The sequence below is a fragment of the Klebsiella grimontii genome (assembly GCF_042137965.1).
GTDB classification, from domain to species: Bacteria; Pseudomonadota; Gammaproteobacteria; order Enterobacterales; family Enterobacteriaceae; genus Klebsiella; species Klebsiella grimontii.
The window spans coordinates 3,841,380-3,857,981 of the sequence record NZ_CP169721.1; the positions used below are offsets into that span (position 1 = coordinate 3,841,380).

General features: G+C 55.5%; 16 protein-coding genes. 9 read left to right on the forward strand and 7 right to left on the reverse strand.

Annotated features, from left to right (window positions below):
* Positions 1–17: 17 nt before the first annotated feature.
* The 5 genes from ACE3MN_RS18070 to mntR form a co-directional block, all read right to left on the reverse strand.
* Entirely contained in the window at positions 18–734 is a 717-nt protein-coding gene (locus ACE3MN_RS18070; RefSeq protein WP_004135171.1) for a GntR family transcriptional regulator, read from the reverse strand.
* A 70-nt stretch (positions 735–804) separates the two neighbouring features.
* Positions 805–2,181, reverse strand: coding sequence for a glycoside hydrolase family 1 protein (locus ACE3MN_RS18075; RefSeq protein WP_098363081.1), 1,377 nt, complete (start codon positions 2,179–2,181; stop codon positions 805–807).
* A gap of 151 nt (positions 2,182–2,332) precedes the next feature.
* Positions 2,333–3,373 carry an aldo/keto reductase gene (locus ACE3MN_RS18080; RefSeq protein ID WP_004135173.1) on the reverse strand — a complete coding sequence of 347 codons (1,041 nt, stop codon included), beginning with the start codon at positions 3,371–3,373 and terminating at the stop codon, positions 2,333–2,335.
* A 109-nt stretch (positions 3,374–3,482) separates the two neighbouring features.
* A complete protein-coding gene (locus ACE3MN_RS18085; protein ID WP_049130080.1) occupies positions 3,483–4,589 on the reverse strand; it encodes an anion transporter in 1,107 nt (368 codons plus the stop codon).
* Entirely contained in the window at positions 4,586–5,059 is a 474-nt protein-coding gene (gene mntR, locus ACE3MN_RS18090; RefSeq protein ID WP_004130763.1) for a manganese-binding transcriptional regulator MntR, read from the reverse strand. Before mntR ends, ACE3MN_RS18085 begins: the two co-directional genes overlap by 4 nt.
* Positions 5,060–5,241: 182 nt before the next feature.
* On the opposite strand from mntR, the gene mntS reads away from it, so the two are divergent.
* Complete coding sequence (gene mntS, locus ACE3MN_RS18095) at positions 5,242–5,367, forward strand: manganase accumulation protein MntS (RefSeq protein WP_004130761.1); 126 nt, start codon at positions 5,242–5,244, stop codon at positions 5,365–5,367.
* A gap of 268 nt (positions 5,368–5,635) precedes the next feature.
* Positions 5,636–7,213: a phosphoethanolamine transferase gene (locus ACE3MN_RS18100; RefSeq protein ID WP_024360123.1), complete on the forward strand. Its 1,578-nt coding sequence runs from the start codon at positions 5,636–5,638 to the stop codon at positions 7,211–7,213.
* 69 nt (positions 7,214–7,282) lie between these two features.
* On the opposite strand, the gene ompX is transcribed toward ACE3MN_RS18100, so the two are convergent.
* Positions 7,283–7,795, reverse strand: a complete 513-nt coding sequence (gene ompX / locus ACE3MN_RS18105) for an outer membrane protein OmpX (RefSeq protein WP_004130755.1) — start codon at positions 7,793–7,795, stop codon at positions 7,283–7,285.
* Between the two features lie 351 nt (positions 7,796–8,146).
* Between ompX and rhtA the strand changes: the two genes are divergently transcribed.
* The 6 genes from rhtA (at position 8,147) to ybiO (ending at position 14,716) form a co-directional block, all read left to right on the forward strand.
* Positions 8,147–9,034 carry a threonine/homoserine exporter RhtA gene (gene rhtA, locus ACE3MN_RS18110; protein WP_024360124.1) on the forward strand — a complete coding sequence of 296 codons (888 nt, stop codon included), beginning with the start codon at positions 8,147–8,149 and terminating at the stop codon, positions 9,032–9,034.
* Between the two features lie 221 nt (positions 9,035–9,255).
* The gene (gene dps / locus ACE3MN_RS18115) at positions 9,256–9,759 is read left to right on the forward strand and encodes a DNA starvation/stationary phase protection protein Dps (protein ID WP_004130751.1); all 504 of its coding nucleotides are present in this window, start codon (positions 9,256–9,258) and stop codon (positions 9,757–9,759) included.
* 377 nt (positions 9,760–10,136) lie between these two features.
* A complete protein-coding gene (gene glnH / locus ACE3MN_RS18120) occupies positions 10,137–10,883 on the forward strand; it encodes a glutamine ABC transporter substrate-binding protein GlnH (protein WP_375364128.1) in 747 nt (248 codons plus the stop codon).
* 134 nt (positions 10,884–11,017) lie between these two features.
* Positions 11,018–11,677: a glutamine ABC transporter permease GlnP gene (gene glnP / locus ACE3MN_RS18125; protein ID WP_004100490.1), complete on the forward strand. Its 660-nt coding sequence runs from the start codon at positions 11,018–11,020 to the stop codon at positions 11,675–11,677.
* Positions 11,674–12,396 (forward strand): glutamine ABC transporter ATP-binding protein GlnQ, encoded by a 723-nt coding sequence (gene glnQ, locus ACE3MN_RS18130; protein ID WP_004849106.1) that lies wholly within the window; start codon positions 11,674–11,676, stop codon positions 12,394–12,396. Before glnP ends, glnQ begins: the two co-directional genes overlap by 4 nt.
* Before the next feature lie 109 nt (positions 12,397–12,505).
* Complete coding sequence (ybiO, locus tag ACE3MN_RS18135) at positions 12,506–14,716, forward strand: mechanosensitive channel protein (protein ID WP_154913233.1); 2,211 nt, start codon at positions 12,506–12,508, stop codon at positions 14,714–14,716.
* On the opposite strand, the gene rlmF is transcribed toward ybiO, so the two are convergent.
* A complete protein-coding gene (gene rlmF, locus ACE3MN_RS18140; RefSeq protein ID WP_375364129.1) occupies positions 14,711–15,625 on the reverse strand; it encodes a 23S rRNA (adenine(1618)-N(6))-methyltransferase RlmF in 915 nt (304 codons plus the stop codon). The two genes, ybiO and rlmF, sit on opposite strands and share 6 nt — an antisense overlap.
* A 95-nt stretch (positions 15,626–15,720) precedes the next feature.
* On the opposite strand from rlmF, the gene ACE3MN_RS18145 reads away from it, so the two are divergent.
* Positions 15,721–16,335 carry a flavin reductase family protein gene (locus tag ACE3MN_RS18145; protein WP_024360127.1) on the forward strand — a complete coding sequence of 205 codons (615 nt, stop codon included), beginning with the start codon at positions 15,721–15,723 and terminating at the stop codon, positions 16,333–16,335.
* The last annotated feature ends 267 nt before the right edge of the window (positions 16,336–16,602 follow it).

Genomic DNA, 16,602 nt, shown 5'->3' on the forward strand with positions numbered 1-16,602 from the left:
CGGTGCCCGCCCTTTTTTTATCCGTTATTCACCAGAATAATTCCGCCGTGATCGTAGCGATAGTGGCAATGGGCATACTCCAGCGGCGTACCGTCCTCCAGATAGATCACCTGCTCCACCTCCAGCACCGGATCGCTCGCTTCGCAGTTGAGATATTCCCTGTCCAGCGCCTGCGGTTTCATCGCCCGCACCACCCGATACGATCCCATCATCTTGAGCCCCAGCGTCTCCTGCAGGTAGCGAAACACCGAGCCTTCGAGATGCGTTTTATTCAGGCCGGGCACCAGCGCGACCGGCATCACGGTGAGATCCAGCGACACCGGTTCCTCGTTGAGCAGCCGCAGGCGAACGAAATCATAGACCGGGGCATCGGCGTCAATCAGCAACGAAGTTTGCTCTTTTTCCGTCGGAAAGCGCAGCTCGAAGCGAATCACCCGGCTGGCCACTTCCCCTAAGTGCTCCCAGGTTTTGGTGGCGCCAAAATAGTCGCTGCCGGGCAGTTCCCACTGCGAAAGCTGGAGGAAATTTTTGCGCACGAAGGTGCCCTGCCCCTTGCGGGTGTAGATAAGGCCTTCGACAATCAGCTGACGCATCGCCTGCTGGATGGTCATCCTGCTGGTGCTGAATTCCGCCGCTAACGCGAACTGGTCGGGTAACGGCGCGCTGGCGGGGTACTGTCGGCTGATGATACGTTTTTTGATTTCCCGCGCGATACTCAGATATTTGGCCGTCATTCCCCGATCCTTTTACGTTGCTGATAGCGACTGGCGGGCAGAATATACCATCTGCCCGCGCGAGGCGCCGCTACATCTCTTCGCCATTGCTGCGAATGGCCCGCTTGAGCCAGGCATAGCTTTTCTTCGGAACGCGCTTAAGGTCCTTCAGGTCGTGGTTTTCACGGTTCACATAGACAACGCCGTAGCGTTTGCGCATATCGCCCTGCGAACTGAGAATATCGATCAGCCCCCAGCCCAGATAGCCAATCACCTGCGCGCCGTCCTCAAATATCGCCTCTTTCATAGCGCTGATATGATCGCGATGATAGGCGATACGGTAATCGTCAGCGATCGGGTTCTCGCCGTCCCAGGACTCAATCACCCCGATGCCGTTTTCAATCGGGAAGACCGGCAGACGCCAGTCGTTGTAGTAGCGGGTAATGATGGTGCGAAAGCCCAGCGGATCAATCTGCCAGCCCCACTCGGTAGCGTTCAGATAGTCATTCTTTTTATCGCCGAACTGCATGTAGTGGTTCACCGGCGTGCCCGGCGGGATCGGATCGCTATCCAGCGCCTTGCTGGCGTAGTAGCTAAAGGCCAGATAGTCGATTTTGACCTGCGCCATCAGCGCCAGATCCTCTGCGCGGTAGATATCCGCAAAGCCTTCGCGAGCGACAACGTGCATGACTTCCGGGCTGTAGCCCTCCCCGGCGAAGGCGCGCAGCAGATTCTGGTTTAAAAATTCGTCGAGCTGCTGGGCGCAAAGGATATCGCGCGGTTTACAGGTCGCCGGATAGACCAGCGCGTGGGCCAGCATCCCGCCCATCAGGCACTGCGGCTTCGCCTGGTGCAGATACTGCGTCAGGTGCACGTGGGCCATCATCACGTGGTGCTGGATCTGATACAGCTCGCGCAGGGTCTTCTCGCCGCGCATGTAGCCTGAAATCAGAAACGCGTCCGGCATATGGTAGAGATTCTGTTCATTAAAGGTCAGCCACCACTTCACCTTATCGCCAAAGCAGTCGATCATCTTCTGCCCGTAACGAATAAAGGCTTCCATCACCCGGCGGTCGGTAAACCCGTTGTAGCGTTCAGCCAGCGACAGCGGCATATCGAAGTGATACAGGCAGATCATCGGCTCAATGCCGCGGGCAATCAGGTCATCGATAAACTGGTGATAAAAGGCGATACCTTCTTCATTGAACTCACCGTCGCCTTCCGGGCAAACGCGGCTCCACGCAATCTGGAAGCGGTAGCAGTTCATGCCCAAATCCTGCATCAGGTCGAAGTCTTCCCGGTAGCGGTGGTACGAATCGGTCGCCACCTTCCAGTCGGAAGTCAATTCCGCGGACTGGCGGATATCGTAAACCGACATCCCTTTACCGCCCTCATTCCACGCCCCCTCGGTTTGCATGCTGGAAACCGAGTTACCCCATAAAAAATCTGCCGCTAGTGTTCTGTTCATCGCTCGCACCCATGACTAGTCATATAAATTTCATGACTAGTCATATAAACGAAATCTTATTTTCGGGCAAACCCAGGGATCGTTTTTTGTGAGCGCAGCGGATAAAAAAGCCGGATCGCGAAACAGACGATCCGGCGTGCAAGAGAGGAAGTTACTGCTGTGCTAGCTGGTCGCGACGGTATTCGCCCTGGCGCTCCAGCATCCAGCCCGGATACTCTCGCGGCAGCGCGCTGACCGCATCAAGCCGCGCCAGCTCGTCGCCGCTGAGGACAATGCTGGTTGCCGCGAGGTTCTCGGCGAGCTGCTCCGCGCGCTTCGCGCCAATGATCACACTGCTTACCGCCGGCTGATGCAGCAGCCAGGCCAGCGCGATTTGCGCCACCGAAACGCCCTTCGCATCGGCAATCTCGCGCATTACATCAATGCAGTCAAAAGCCCGCGCTTTGTTCACCGGTGGGAAATCGAACTCCTGACGACGGCCGCCGCTCGCCGACTGTCCGTCGCGATCGTACTTACCGCTGAGCAGCCCTCCCGCCAGCGGACTCCAGACCATCAGGCCCAGGCCTTCGCTCTGCATCATTGGCGCCAGCTCGCGCTCCAGATCGCGCCCGGCAATGGTGTAGTAAGCCTGCAACGAGGCAAAGCGCGCCAGCCCCAGTCGTTCGGAAATGCCCAGCGCTTTGACTATCTGCCATGCCGCCCAGTTCGACACGCCGATGTAGCGGACGTGGCCGTGCTGCACCAGATTATCCAGCGCATACAGCGTCTCCTCGATGGGGGTCGCCGGATCGAAGCCATGGAGTTGATAGAGATCGATATGATCGAGCTGCAGGCGACGCAGGCTCTCCTTCACGCTGCCGATGATGTGATAGCGCGAACTGCCGCGCGAGTTCACGCCTGCGGTGCCGGTTTCGCCAAACACTTTAGTCGCCACCACGACGTTTTCACGCGGCACCTTCAGATTCTTCAACGCCTGGCCGGTAATCTCTTCCGAGCGCCCTTCCGAATAGACGTTAGCGGTGTCGATAAAGTTGATGCCCGCATCGAGCGCGCTGCCCACTAGCTGCTCTGCCTCCGCCTGGCGCAGCTGCCCCACTTTCCCCCACAGGCCGCCTTCGCCGCCGAAGGTCATGGTGCCCAGGCACAGCTCAGAGACAAAAAGGCCGGTATGGCCCAGTTTTTGATAACGCATAGGACTCTCCTTAATCAGGGTGATTCACCATCGTGAAGAGAGTTATACCCCGGAAAAGGAGAGCGCGAATGTGGCGTTTCTGTCCGTTTCTTGCCCAATTCTCTGAAAATCAGAGCTGCAGCAATCCATACCCCACCAGCGCCGCCCACAGCAGCATGGGCAGGGAATAGACGTGGAAACGCCACCAGATACGACGATCGCCGGCCATGCGCAGCGCAATCAGATTGGCCAGCGAGCCCGGCAGCAGGCCGAACCCGCCAACGTTAACCGCCCAGGCCAGCAGCGTTGAGGGCTGAACGTAATTAAGCAGCAAAATGGTCGCCGGGACGTTGCTGATAAACTGCGACAGGCCAATCGAGGTCAGCCACAATCCTCCCGCCGAGAGCTGGCCAACGCCGTTGAGCGCATGCTGTAGAACAGGCAGTTGGATCAGCAGGTGAACGTCAATAAACATCGCCATAAACACCAGCAGCAGCGTCCAGTCGACATTGATAATCACCGCCCGCGCCAGCAGCAGAAAACCCAGCGCGATCAGCGCCAGTCCCCACAGCTCCTGCTTCAGCTCTAAGGCGGTCAAAAAGACCAGATAGAACGCCAGGCAGCTCCAGACCAGCTTTGGCCGCCACGATGGCGCCTTATCGCTGCTCTGATAGTTGAGATGTTTCGCGGGAAAGCAGAACCAGCACAGCGCCAGCAGGGTGATCATCATCGCCGCCGCCAGCGGCAGCATCTGGCCGATAAAGGCCGGAAAGGAGAGACCTGAGCGCCCCCAGAGAAGAATGTTTTGCGGGTTTCCGATAGGCGTTAACAACGACCCGGCGTTCACCGCCAGCGCTTCAAAAATGATTAACCGGCTTGTCGGGATGGCGCACCATTTTTTCAGGGTCAGCGTGAGCGGTACGACAATAAACAGCGCCACGTCGTTGGTTAAGAAGGTGGAAAGCAGCGCGGCCGCCAGCACCATAAAAATGGCCAGCTGGCGTTCGGTCACAAAGCGGCGCGCCATTTTGCGGCCAATGACGTCAAAATAGCCGCTCAGTTCGATACCTTTGGTCAGTAGCATCAGCCCGCTAAGGGTGATAATCGTATGCCAGTCAATGGCGTGAAGCCAGGCGGCGGGGGCAAACGGAACAAAGAAGCTTAAAACAACGCCGATAATCAGCAGCAGATGTAAAAAGCGGTCGCGGATCAGCGACTGAACAAAGACGAGGTTCATTCTCCCAGCGACCCCTGCTTGAGGGTAAACTGTTTAAACATCGCCAGCGTCTCTTCGCTGACGTGGTGCTCCATCCCTTCGGCGTCGCGACGCGCAATCTCCGGGCTAACGCCGATCACCAGTAAAAAGTTTTCGACGATCTGGTGGCGTTCCCGGCTTTCATGCGCCAGCTTCTCCCCTTCCGGAGTCAAAAAGATCCCCCGCCAGGGGATCTGTTCGATCAGCCCGACGCTCGCCAGTCTTTTTAACATTTTCGCAACCGTTGGCTGCGACACCCCAAGACGCGCGGCCATGTCCACCTGACGGGCTTCTCCCACTTCCATAATCAGATCGGAGATCAGCTCCACGTAGTCATCAATCAGCTCCCGACGATGCGCCTCGCGCACCTGACGAAACCCCTCAACGTGCTCCTCGACATTCACTAGCTGCGTCACTTTTTTTGTTATTGGCTTACCTGCGCGACGGTTCATTGTGCTTCCTCATTCCTGTGACGCATCAAGCATCATATAAAAGGATCCCCATTGTAATGGATCGCGCACGGAGAACAAAAAATTAACGTTTTAGCCATAGCTATAAAATATAGCCTGTGCTATATCTGTACGTAATACACACATCCTTCAGGGAGCGAAGGACGAAGTTACAGGAGGTCGTTATGAATGAATTCAAGAGGTGCTTAAACGTGTTTACCCATTCTCCTTTTAAAGTTCGGTTAATGCTTGTCGGTATGCTGTGCGATCTGATCAACGGCAAACCCCCACAGGATAAACCCAACAACTAGCGCGGCGTCGCGGTACGCCGCTTCATTTTTCTGTCATATTTCCCTGCCACACTGGCTGATTACTCAGCGCTTCAGCAACTTTTTTCAAGTTTTGTAAGCTTTCTCCCAAAACAATCCGTTATGGATAGTTGACCTTAACATTTGCAAGCCCTATCTTTTGTCAGCCCTGCCACTACTGCGGCTCGCAGAGACCCTCTTCACGCACTGTCCAGCAGGTTTTACCCCTTGATGCCAGGGGACGCACATGGCTCTTTTTTGATTGTTTACTATGAATGTCACGCTGAAAGAAACGCTGGTCGCCCGCGGACTGGTACTGAACCCATGGACAGGATTCTATTTTTTACAATCGCTGTTTATTAACCTGGCGCTGGGCTACGACTTTAGCCTGCTCTATACCGTTGCTTTTACCTGCGTGCTGCATCTTCTGTGGCGCAGCTTTCCGCGCGCGCAAAAAGTGGTGGTCGGCGTTTATTCGCTGCTGGCGGCCATGTACTACCCTTTTGGCCAGGCCTACGGCGCGCCTAACTTCAATACGCTGCTGGCGCTGCATGCCACCAACCTCGAAGAGTCCACCGAGATCCTGACCATTTTCCCGTGGTACAACTATCTGCTGGCCGTGTTTATCTTTGCGCTCGGCGTCATTGCCGTACGCCGCAAGCCGGAAACGTCGGCGCGCTGGGGGAAAATGGAGACGCTGGGGCTGCTGTTCTGCACCGCGATTTTCTTTCTCCAGCCGGTGCAAAACCTCGCCTGGGGCGGCGTCTTTAAGGTTATCGATACCGGCTATCCCGCCGTCCGCTTCGTTAAAGATGTGGTGGTGAATAATAATGAAGTGCTGGATGAGCAGGCGCGAATGGCGCAGCTCGCCAATATGAAAGACAGCTGGCACGTACTGGCGGTAAAGCCGAAGTATCATCTGTATGTGGTGGTGATTGGCGAGAGCGCCCGTCGCGATGCGCTCGGCGCCTTTGGCGGCCACTGGGACAATACCCCGTTCGCCAGTTCGGTAAAAGGCTATCTGTTCAATGACTACGTTGCCGCCAGCGGCTCAACGCAGAAGTCGCTCGGTTTAACCCTCAACCGGGTGGTCGACGATAAGCCGCAGTTTCAGGATAACTTTGTGACCCTCGCCAACCGCGCCGGTTTTCAGACCTGGTGGTTCTCGAATCAGGGGCAAATTGGCGAATACGATACGGCGATTGCCAGCATCGCCAAACGCGCGGATGAGGTTCAGTTCCTCAAGAATGGTGATTTCGAGGCCAATAAAAATACCCAGGATGAGCAGCTCTTAACGCTGACCGCGCAGGTGCTGGCCACCCGCCGTACCCAGCCGCAGCTGATCGTCCTGCATTTAATGGGCTCACATCCGCAGGCCTGCGATCGCACCAAAGGGAAATACACGGTTTTTGTTCAGTCGAAAGAGACCTCCTGCTATCTCTACACCATGACGCAAACCGACACGCTGCTGAGCAATCTTTATACTCAGCTACAAAACTCTGGCGAAACCTTCTCGATGACCTATTTTTCCGATCACGGTCTGGCATTTAAAGAGCGCGGGAAAGAGGTGCAGTATCTGGCGCACGACGATAAGTATCAGCAGAATTTCCAGGTACCGTTTATGGTGATCTCCAGCGATGATAAAGCGCATAAGGTCATTAAAGCGCGGCGCTCCGCCAACGACTTCCTGAGCTTCTTTTCCCAGTGGACCGGGATCAGCGCTCAGGAGATTGCCCCGCGCTATCGTTTCATCTCTGAACAAAAGGCTGGCCCAACCTACATCACCAACTTCCAGCTGAAGAAAGTGGACTATACCCATCTGGGTACCGACGCGTTCACTATCAATTAACTCAGACGCGTAAACAGCAGGCAAAAAAAATCCGCCCCTCAAGGCGGATTTTTTATATCACCGAAGTGATTAGAAGCGGTAACCTACGCCAGCAATCCAGGTGCCAACGTCAACGTTACGAATGCGAGACTGCTCGTAGGAGAAGTCTAGGGCAACGTTTTCGATCGGGTTGAACTGCAGACCAGCGCCGTAAGAGAAACCGTAGTCGCTCATATCAGATTTGTTCGGGTAGCTGTTGTCCTGGAATTTACCGTAACCAACACCCACTACGCCGTAGATGCTAGCCCAGTCGTTCAGACGGTAAGCCGGACCTGCGGTGATGCCGTAGTACTGGCCTTTTTTGTAAACGCCAGATTCAGAACGATCTTTTTCGGTGTAGGTGAAAGAACCGATAACACCCAGCGGGTTGTTGTCTTGCTCGTAGCGGTACTTCAGGTTGAAACCGCCAGCTTTGTTCGCTTCACCCTGCATGTCGCTCTGCGCGTAGCCACCGGTAACGGTAGAAGTCGCAGCGAAAGCAGTGGTACCTACGGATGCAGCCAGAACAACGGCCAGTGCTGAAAAACGTGCAATTTTATTCATAACCACCTCAAATGTGTTTCTAATAAGTCCTAAGCCTTAAATATAACAAAAACTTTTGGGAAACTCTTTTCACTTTACATTGTCTAACGTACTTTTTCATGTAACTAAAGGTTTCTACGTTTCTATAACAAACTGGAAAACAAACCTTTTTTACAAATATACTCCTATTAAGGCTCATAAAGCGCCAGACGTGTATCCAGATTATTCCTAATCTGGTGGTGAAATTATCTTCAGACCCGCCCTATTGTACTGCTTTTAAGACCCTTTTTTTCAACATTAGCTCAACCGGCGCGGGGTAATTCAATTACACTGGAACCTTTACCGCATTTGACAAAATTGACAGGAGAAAGGATGCCCGGCTCGTCTCGTAAGGTACCGGCATGGTTGCCGATACTGGTTATTTTAATCGCCATGATTTCCATTCAGAGCGGCGCCTCGCTGGCCAAATCACTCTTCCCGCTGGTCGGCGCCCCAGGCGTTACCGCCCTGCGCCTGGCGCTCGGTACCTTAATCCTGGTGGTCATCTTCAAACCCTGGCGCCTGCGCTTTGCCCCGGAGCAGCGTCTGCCGCTGCTGCTGTATGGCCTCTCGCTTGGCGCGATGAACTACCTGTTCTATTTATCGATTCAACGCATTCCGCTCGGCGTCGCCGTCGCGCTGGAGTTTACCGGGCCGCTGGCGGTAGCGCTATTTGGATCCCGCCGCCCCCTCGACTTCGTCTGGGTGGCGCTGGCGGTGCTCGGGCTATGGTTCCTGCTGCCGCTGGGGCAAAGCGTGTCGCAGATCGATCCCGTTGGCGCGCTGCTGGCGCTCGGCGCGGGCGCCTGCTGGGCGGTTTACATTCTGACCGGCCAGCGCGCCGGGGAAGAGCACGGCCCGGCAACGGTTGCCATGGGGTCGCTGATCGCTGCGGTGGTCTTTGTGCCGATGGGGATGATTCAGGCCAGCGATACGCTATTTCAGTGGGGACTGCTGCTGCCGGGGCTCGGGATCGCCATTTTATCTACCGCGCTGCCCTACTCTCTGGAGATGGTGGCCCTGACCCGTATGCCGAGCAAGACGTTCGGCACCCTGATGAGCATGGAGCCGGCTCTCGCCGCGCTTTCCGGGATGGTGTTTCTTGGCGAAACGCTAACCGCGACCCAAACGCTGGCGCTGGGGGCGATTATCCTGGCGTCAATGGGCTCTACGCTGACAATGCGTCGGGAAACCAAAATCCAGAAGGTCGACATCAGCTAACTAAAAAAGGGCTGATTGGCGGAAAAACCAATCAACCCCCTTTGATTTATAAAGCATTTCACCCGACTAACAGCCCTGCACTATCAGACCGATAGAGACTACCGCCGCTGCAAAGCTCAGATCCGTTGCTATACTTAATTCCGCAAGTTATTGGGATGAGACGCTCCGAATAATTCGAATTTGAAGTATGACGAGTACATATATCAAGAGGATATGACACTATGAGTACCGCAAAACTGGTTAAAACTAAAGCAACGAATCTGCTCTATACCCGTAACGACGTCGCTGATAGCGCTAAGAAGGCGACCGTTGAGCTGCTGAATCGCCAGGTGATCCAGTTCATTGACCTGTCTTTGATTACCAAACAGGCTCACTGGAATATGCGCGGTGCAAACTTTATTGCCGTTCATGAGATGCTGGACGGCTTCCGCACTGCGCTCGTCGACCACCTTGATACGATGGCAGAACGTGCCGTACAGCTTGGTGGCGTAGCGCTGGGTACCACTCAAGTCATCAACAGCAAAAGCCCGCTGAAAAGCTACCCGCTGGATATCCATAGCGTCCAGGACCATCTGAAAGAGCTGGCCGACCGCTATGCCATCGTCGCCAACGATGTGCGTAAAGCCATCGATGAAGCCAAAGATGAAGACACCGCTGATATCTTCACCGCCGCTTCCCGCGACCTGGATAAATTCCTGTGGTTCATCGAAGCCAATATCGAGTAACGCCAACTGCCGTCAGCCACGCTGGCGGCTTTTTTATTTACTTCCTTCCCCCCCCCGCCACGCACCACCTCAGTGCATGAGAATGTTCAAAATACGTGCAAAAGTAAATCAATTGTAATAATCACCTCACACAATCGTTACGCCGAGATTGTTTTAACATCAGGGTTTGCGCTAAAAATGCTCGTGTTATGCGATGCTCTTATGATGCACCAAAATAACGCCCCATAATGGTGCATTTAACGTTGTCCGTTATCAACATTGTGCAACAGGATTCATCCTGATTGTTATAAAACAACAGGTTGTAAAACTGGCATGATATTTTCATAAGGCAACTTGTTCTCGCAGGGGATCGTCCCGTGGATAAAAAAGGAAATGCTATGAAGTCTGTATTTAAAGTTTCACTGGCTGCACTGACCCTGGCTTTTGCGGTTTCTTCTCACGCCGCTGATAAAAAACTGGTTGTCGCGACCGATACGGCGTTTGTTCCGTTCGAATTTAAGCAGGGCGATAAGTATGTTGGTTTCGACGTTGACCTGTGGGCAGCGATTGCAAAAGAGCTGAAGCTCGATTACACCCTGAAGCCAATGGACTTCAGCGGCATTATTCCGGCGCTGCAAACCAAAAACATCGACCTTGCGCTGGCGGGGATCACCATCACCGACGAGCGTAAAAAAGCCATCGACTTCTCAGACGGCTACTACAAAAGCGGCCTGCTGGTCATGGTCAACGCCAATAACAACGATATTATGGATGTCAAAGATCTGAACGGTAAAGTGGTTGCCGTGAAAGGCGGCACCGGTTCCGTTGATTACGCAAAAGCGAATATCAAAACCAAAGATCTGCGCCAGTTCCCGAACATCGATAACGCCTATATGGAACTGGGCACCGGTCGTGCCGATGCGGTTCTGCACGATACGCCAAACATCCTTTACTTCATCAAAACGGCGGGCAACGGCAAGTTCAAAGCGGTAGGCGACTCGCTGGAAGCGCAAAACTACGGTATCGCCTTCCCGAAAGGCAGCGACGAGCTGCGCGAAAAAGTGAACGGCGCGCTGAAAACGCTGCGTGAGAACGGCACCTACAACGAAATTTATAAAAAATGGTTCGGTACTGAACCCAAATAATAATTAGCGATGCTCTCTTCCAGGCCTGCGGTGGTCTGGTAGACCTGGAGCGCTCCGGGCTACCCCCTCAGCAGGCCTGAATAGTTTTCTCAGAGGGTTTTCCTCTGTTTTCGAGACGGTAACAGGAACACATTATGCAGTTTGACTGGAGTGCCATCTGGCCCGCCATTCCTATTTTGCTGGAAGGCGCCAAAATGACGCTGTGGATTTCGGTCCTCGGCCTGGTCGGCGGTCTGATAATCGGTCTGGTGGCCGGTTTCGCCCGCTGTTTCGGCGGCTGGATTGCCAACCACATCGCGCTGGTCTTTATCGAAATCATCCGCGGCACCCCGATTGTGGTGCAGGTAATGTTCATCTACTTCGCTCTACCCATGGCGTTTAGCGATTTACGTATCGACCCGTTCTCCGCGGCGGTGGTCACCATTATGATCAACTCCGGCGCCTATATTGCGGAAATCACCCGCGGCGCGGTGCTGTCGATCCATAAAGGCTTTCGCGAAGCCGGCCTCGCGCTGGGCCTCTCTCGTCGGGAAACCATTCGCTACGTGATCCTGCCGCTGGCGCTGCGCCGTATGCTGCCACCGCTGGGCAACCAGTGGATTATCAGCATCAAAGATACTTCGCTGTTTATCGTCATCGGCGTGGCCGAACTGACCCGCCAGGGCCAGGAAATTATTGCCGGTAACTTCCGCGCGCTGGAAATCTGGAGCGCCGTTGCGGTTATCTATCTGATCATCACCCTGGTGCTGAGCTTTGTTCTGCGTCGTCTTGAAAGAAGGATGAAAATCCTGTGATTGAATTTAAAAACGTTTCCAAGCACTTTGGCCCAACCAAGGTGCTGCATGATATCGATCTGAAGATCAACCAGGGCGAAGTCGTGGTGATTATCGGGCCGTCCGGTTCCGGTAAATCGACCCTGCTGCGCTGTATTAATAAACTTGAAGAGATTACCAGCGGCGATCTGATCGTCGACGGCCTGAAGGTTAATGACCCGAAGGTTGACGAGCGCCTGATTCGCCAGGAAGCCGGGATGGTGTTCCAGCAGTTTTATCTGTTCCCGCACCTGACGGCGCTGGAAAACGTGATGTTTGGCCCGCTGCGCGTGCGCGGCGCCAATAAAGCGGCGGCGGAAAAACTGGCGAAAGACCTGCTGGAGAAAGTCGGCCTCGCGGAACGCGCGCACCACTACCCTTCTGAGCTTTCAGGCGGGCAGCAGCAGCGCGTGGCCATTGCCCGGGCGCTGGCGGTGAAACCGAAAATGATGCTGTTTGATGAGCCCACTTCCGCGCTTGACCCCGAACTGCGTCATGAAGTGCTGAAGGTAATGCAGGATCTGGCCGAAGAAGGCATGACCATGGTTATCGTTACCCATGAAATCGGCTTCGCCGAGAAAGTGGCTTCGCGCCTGATCTTTATCGATAAAGGGCGCATTGCGGAAGATGGCGATCCGCAGATGCTGGTGAATAACCCGCCCAGCCCGCGCCTGCGCGAGTTTTTGCAGCACGTAGCCTGATGCCTCCGGCTCTCCCTTCGCGGGAGAGCCGCTTTCCAGAATCATCCCAACCCCACTCTCCGAATCGCGTCTTCTATACTTATTGGTTTGAGATGCAATGGAGGTGCCTGTGCCGCGGATTTTGTTACTGCTTGCCCTATTCTTCACCGCTCCGCTCTGGGCCGCGACGCTGCCCGGCGTTCCGGCAGCCACAACGGATCAGTCCAGCAGTAGCGAACCCGATCTGGCGCAGAAGAAAGCGGCCTACGGCGCGCTGGCCGACGTGCTTGAAAACGCCGATGCTCGTCAGGAGCTTATCGATCAGTTGCGGAAAGCCGCCGCCACGCCGCCGCCGGACAGTACGCCGACGCTGACGCCGCCGGAAATAAAAGATGAGACCACGGTGCTGGAGAACGTCACCCACATCAGCCGCGAATACGGCGAACAGCTCTCTTCGCGCTTCTCCCAGCTGTGGCGCAACATCACCGGTTCTCCGCACAAAGCGTTTAATTCACAAACCTTCACCAGCGCCGCCTGGCATTTCCTGCTGCTGGCAGGTCTGGTGTTTGCGTTCTGGTGGCTGGTACGCCTGGCGGCCCTGCCGCTGTATCGCAAGATGGGTCACTGGGGACGGCATAAAAACCGCGACCGCAGCAACTGGCTTCAGCTACCTGCAACGATCGCCGGCGCGTTTATTTTCGACCTGCTTCTGCTGGCGCTCACCCTCTTCGTGGGCCAGCTTTTAAGCGACCGCCTGAACGGTAATAATCCCACCATCGCCTTCCAGCAAAGCCTGTTTCTCAACGCCTTCGCGCTGATTGAATTTTTCAAGGCCATTCTGCGGCTTATTTTCTGCCCCCGCATCCCGGAGCTACGCCCGTTCAACCTCAGCGATGACGCGGCGAAATACTGGAACCTGCGCCTGAGCGCGCTGAGCAGCCTGATTGGCTACGGGCTCATCGTCGCGGTGCCGATTATCTCCAACCAGGTCAACGTCCAGTTTGGCGCATTGGCCAACGTGGTGATTATGCTGTGCATTACGCTCTGGGCGCTGTATCTGATATTTCACAATAAGAAATTGATTACTCAAGGACTCATCCATCTCGCCGACCGCTCGCTGGCATTCTTTAGCCTGTTTATCCGCGCCTTTGCGCTGATCTGGCACTGGCTGGCCTGCGCTTACTTTATCGTGCTGTTTTTCTTCTCGCTGTTCGACCCCGGCAACAGCCTGAAATTTATGATGGGCGCGACGCTGCGCAGCCTGGCCATCATCGGTGCCGCCGCGCTGGTCTCCGGTATTCTGTCGCGCTGGATTGCGAAAACCATCACCCTGTCGCCGGAAACCCAGCGCAACTATCCTGAACTGCAAAAACGGCTTAACGGCTGGATCTCCGCCTCGCTGAAAGCGGCGCGGATATTAACGGTTTGCGTGGCGATTATGCTGCTGCTCAGCGCGTGGGGCCTGTTCGATTTTTGGCAGTGGATGCATAACGGCAGCGGGCAAAAAGCGGTGGATGTGCTGATCCGCATCGCGCTGATCCTGTTCTTCTCGGCGATTGGCTGGACGCTGCTCGCCAGCCTGATTGAAAACCGTCTGGCATCGGATATTCACGGCCGCCCGCTGCCCAGCGCCCGCGCCCGAACGCTGCTGACGCTGTTTCGCAACGCGCTGGCGGTGGTCATTAGCACCATTACTATCATGATCCTGCTTTCGGAAGTGGGTGTGAATATCGCCCCGCTGCTGGCCGGCGCCGGCGCGCTGGGCCTCGCGATTTCGTTCGGCGCGCAAACCCTGGTTAAAGATATTATTACCGGGATTTTCATCCAGTTTGAGAACGGCATGAATACCGGCGATCTGGTGACCATCGGGCCGTTAACCGGGACGGTAGAACGTATGTCGATTCGTTCCGTCGGCGTACGCCAGGATACCGGCGCCTATCATATTATTCCGTGGTCTTCGATAACCACCTTCGCCAACTTCGTGCGCGGGATCGGCTCGGTGGTGGCCAACTATGATGTTGACCGGCAAGAAGATCTGGATAAGGCCAACCAGGCGCTGAAAGACGCGGTCGCGGAAGTGATGGCGCAAGAAGAGATTCGCGGGCTGATCATTGGCGAGCCCTCCTTCGCCGGGCTGGTGGGCTTAAGCAACACCGCCTTCACCCTGCGCGTCACCTTTACTACTCTGCCGCTGAAGCAGTGGACGGTCCGCTTCGCTCTTGATACTCAGGTAAAACGACACTTTGACCTCGCGGGCGTGCGGGCGCCGGTACAAACTTACCAGGTTCTGCCGATGTCAGCGCCGGCGGGACCGCCGGCTCCCGCCGAGCCGACGTTATAAAGCGCGGCAACGTTTGGCTTCGTCCATAAAGGTCCAGGCGATAAAGCGGCTTTGCTTATTCCCCTGGGCCATCTCTTTTTTCACCACTTTCACCGCGCCGACGTCGGTCAGCGCGCGGTAGAGCGGCGGCAGGTTGTCGCCGCGAGACACCAGCGAGGTAAACCACTTCACCTGACGGCCAAACTGCTGGCTCTCCTGAATCATCTGCGTAATAAACGCGACCTCGCCCCCTTCGCACCACAGCTCCTGCTGCTGGCCGCCAAAGTTCAGCACGCTCTCTTCGCCCAGCCCCAGGTTGCGACGCTTACGCTCACCGCCCGCCTGCGCGCTGGCGGCGGAATCATGGAACGGCGGGTTGCACAGGGTTGCGTCGTAGGTCTCATTTTTATGAATAATGCCGGTCAGAATCGCTTTGGCGTCTTTTTGACGACGCAGGCGGATCTGGCGAGTAAGGCCGGGATTGCCGTTGACGATAGCCTGGGCGCTGGCGAAGGCGTCGGCGTTCACTTCGCTGCCGGTGAAGCGCCAGCCGTACTCATGCACGCCGATCAGCGGATAGATGCAGTTTGCGCCAACGCCAATATCGAGAATACTGGCGTTGGCCGGGATGGTCCCGCTATCCAGCGCCAGCAGATCGGCGAGATGATGGAGGTAGTCCGCCCTGCCCGGCACCGGCGGGCAGAGAAAGCCGTCGGGTATATCCCAGTGTTTCACCGCGTAGAAGTGCGCCAGCAGCGCTTTATTCAGCGCCTTCACCGCCAGCGGGTTAGCGAAGTCGATGGTCTGCTCACCCACCGGGTTAAGGGTGATAAAGCCCTGTAGCTCAGGGTGGGCCTGGCACAGCGCGGGCAGGTCGTAGCGTTGTTGGTGACGGTTACGCGGGTGTAACCCCGGTTTCTGGGCTTTCATGGCAATCTCCTTTGAACAGCCGCGTAAGATACCCGTTGACGGCGGCGCGGTAAATAAGTGAGTCTGGATATCTCTTTTTTTGTCACGGGTATCGTATGTACTTCTACCAACCTTCGCACGGACACGGGCTGCCTCACGACCCGCTGAACGCTATTATCGGGCCGCGGCCCATCGGCTGGATAGCTTCCGTTGATAACAGCGGCCAGCGTAACCTCGCCCCCTACAGTTTTTTCAACTGCTTTAACTATCGGCCACCCATTATTGGTTTTGCCAGCAGCGGTTGGAAAGATAGCGTGCAGAATATCGCTGAGACGAAAGAGTTCGTCTGGAACCTGGCCACCCGCCCTCTGGCGGTCGCGATGAACGAAACCTCGGCCACCCTTCCCCATAACGAAGATGAATTCATCCGCGCCGGGCTGACTGCCGCTCCCAGCCGCATCGTCAGCGCGCCGCGGGTCGCCGAAAGCCCGGTAAACTTCGAGTGTCGCCTCTCACAATGCATCCAGTTAACCACCGCCGAAGGGCAAGCGGTTGACACCTGGCTGGTGCTGGGCGAAGTGGTCGCGGTGCATATCGATGAATCGCTGCTGGATGACGGAATTTACCAGACCGCCAAGGCCCAACCAATCCTGCGCGCCGGAGGGCCAAGCGCCTATTACGGCATTGATGAAAGCCTGCGTTTTGATCTTATTCGTCCGGACGCCCGCTAAGCGTACTTCCCGGCCGGCAATATCTCCGTTGCCCAGGCCGGGCTGCTGATTTCCGTATCCCCGCCTTAAGCTCCCCCTCCCCGTGCGCTTTATGTAGAAAAATTGCGGTCAATGTAAATAAATGTATTTATTTTTTTATAAATGAGTGATAAAAATTCGTTCGTTTTTGATAATGATTATCACAATCATTATCAAACTCATTACTTTGTATAGAAATCACCTGCAGTGGTCGGGGCGAAGCAACGCTTCGTCTGCGGTCGTTATGGC

Bases quoted from the DNA above. Each gene is read 5' to 3' on its own strand.
- ACE3MN_RS18070 (WP_004135171.1), bottom strand. From the start codon at position 734: ATGACGGCCAAATATCTGAGTATCGCGCGGGAAATCAAAAAACGTATC.
- ACE3MN_RS18075 (WP_098363081.1), bottom strand. From the start codon at position 2,181: ATGAACAGAACACTAGCGGCAGATTTTTTATGGGGTAACTCGGTTTCC.
- ACE3MN_RS18080 (WP_004135173.1), bottom strand. From the start codon at position 3,373: ATGCGTTATCAAAAACTGGGCCATACCGGCCTTTTTGTCTCTGAGCTG.
- ACE3MN_RS18085 (WP_049130080.1), bottom strand. From the start codon at position 4,589: ATGAACCTCGTCTTTGTTCAGTCGCTGATCCGCGACCGCTTTTTACAT.
- mntR (WP_004130763.1), bottom strand. From the start codon at position 5,059: ATGAACCGTCGCGCAGGTAAGCCAATAACAAAAAAAGTGACGCAGCTA.
- mntS (WP_004130761.1), top strand. From the start codon at position 5,242: ATGAATGAATTCAAGAGGTGCTTAAACGTGTTTACCCATTCTCCTTTT.
- ACE3MN_RS18100 (WP_024360123.1), top strand. From the start codon at position 5,636: ATGAATGTCACGCTGAAAGAAACGCTGGTCGCCCGCGGACTGGTACTG.
- ompX (WP_004130755.1), bottom strand. From the start codon at position 7,795: ATGAATAAAATTGCACGTTTTTCAGCACTGGCCGTTGTTCTGGCTGCA.
- rhtA (WP_024360124.1), top strand. From the start codon at position 8,147: ATGCCCGGCTCGTCTCGTAAGGTACCGGCATGGTTGCCGATACTGGTT.
- dps (WP_004130751.1), top strand. From the start codon at position 9,256: ATGAGTACCGCAAAACTGGTTAAAACTAAAGCAACGAATCTGCTCTAT.
- glnH (WP_375364128.1), top strand. From the start codon at position 10,137: ATGAAGTCTGTATTTAAAGTTTCACTGGCTGCACTGACCCTGGCTTTT.
- glnP (WP_004100490.1), top strand. From the start codon at position 11,018: ATGCAGTTTGACTGGAGTGCCATCTGGCCCGCCATTCCTATTTTGCTG.
- rlmF (WP_375364129.1), bottom strand. From the start codon at position 15,625: ATGAAAGCCCAGAAACCGGGGTTACACCCGCGTAACCGTCACCAACAA.
- ACE3MN_RS18145 (WP_024360127.1), top strand. From the start codon at position 15,721: ATGTACTTCTACCAACCTTCGCACGGACACGGGCTGCCTCACGACCCG.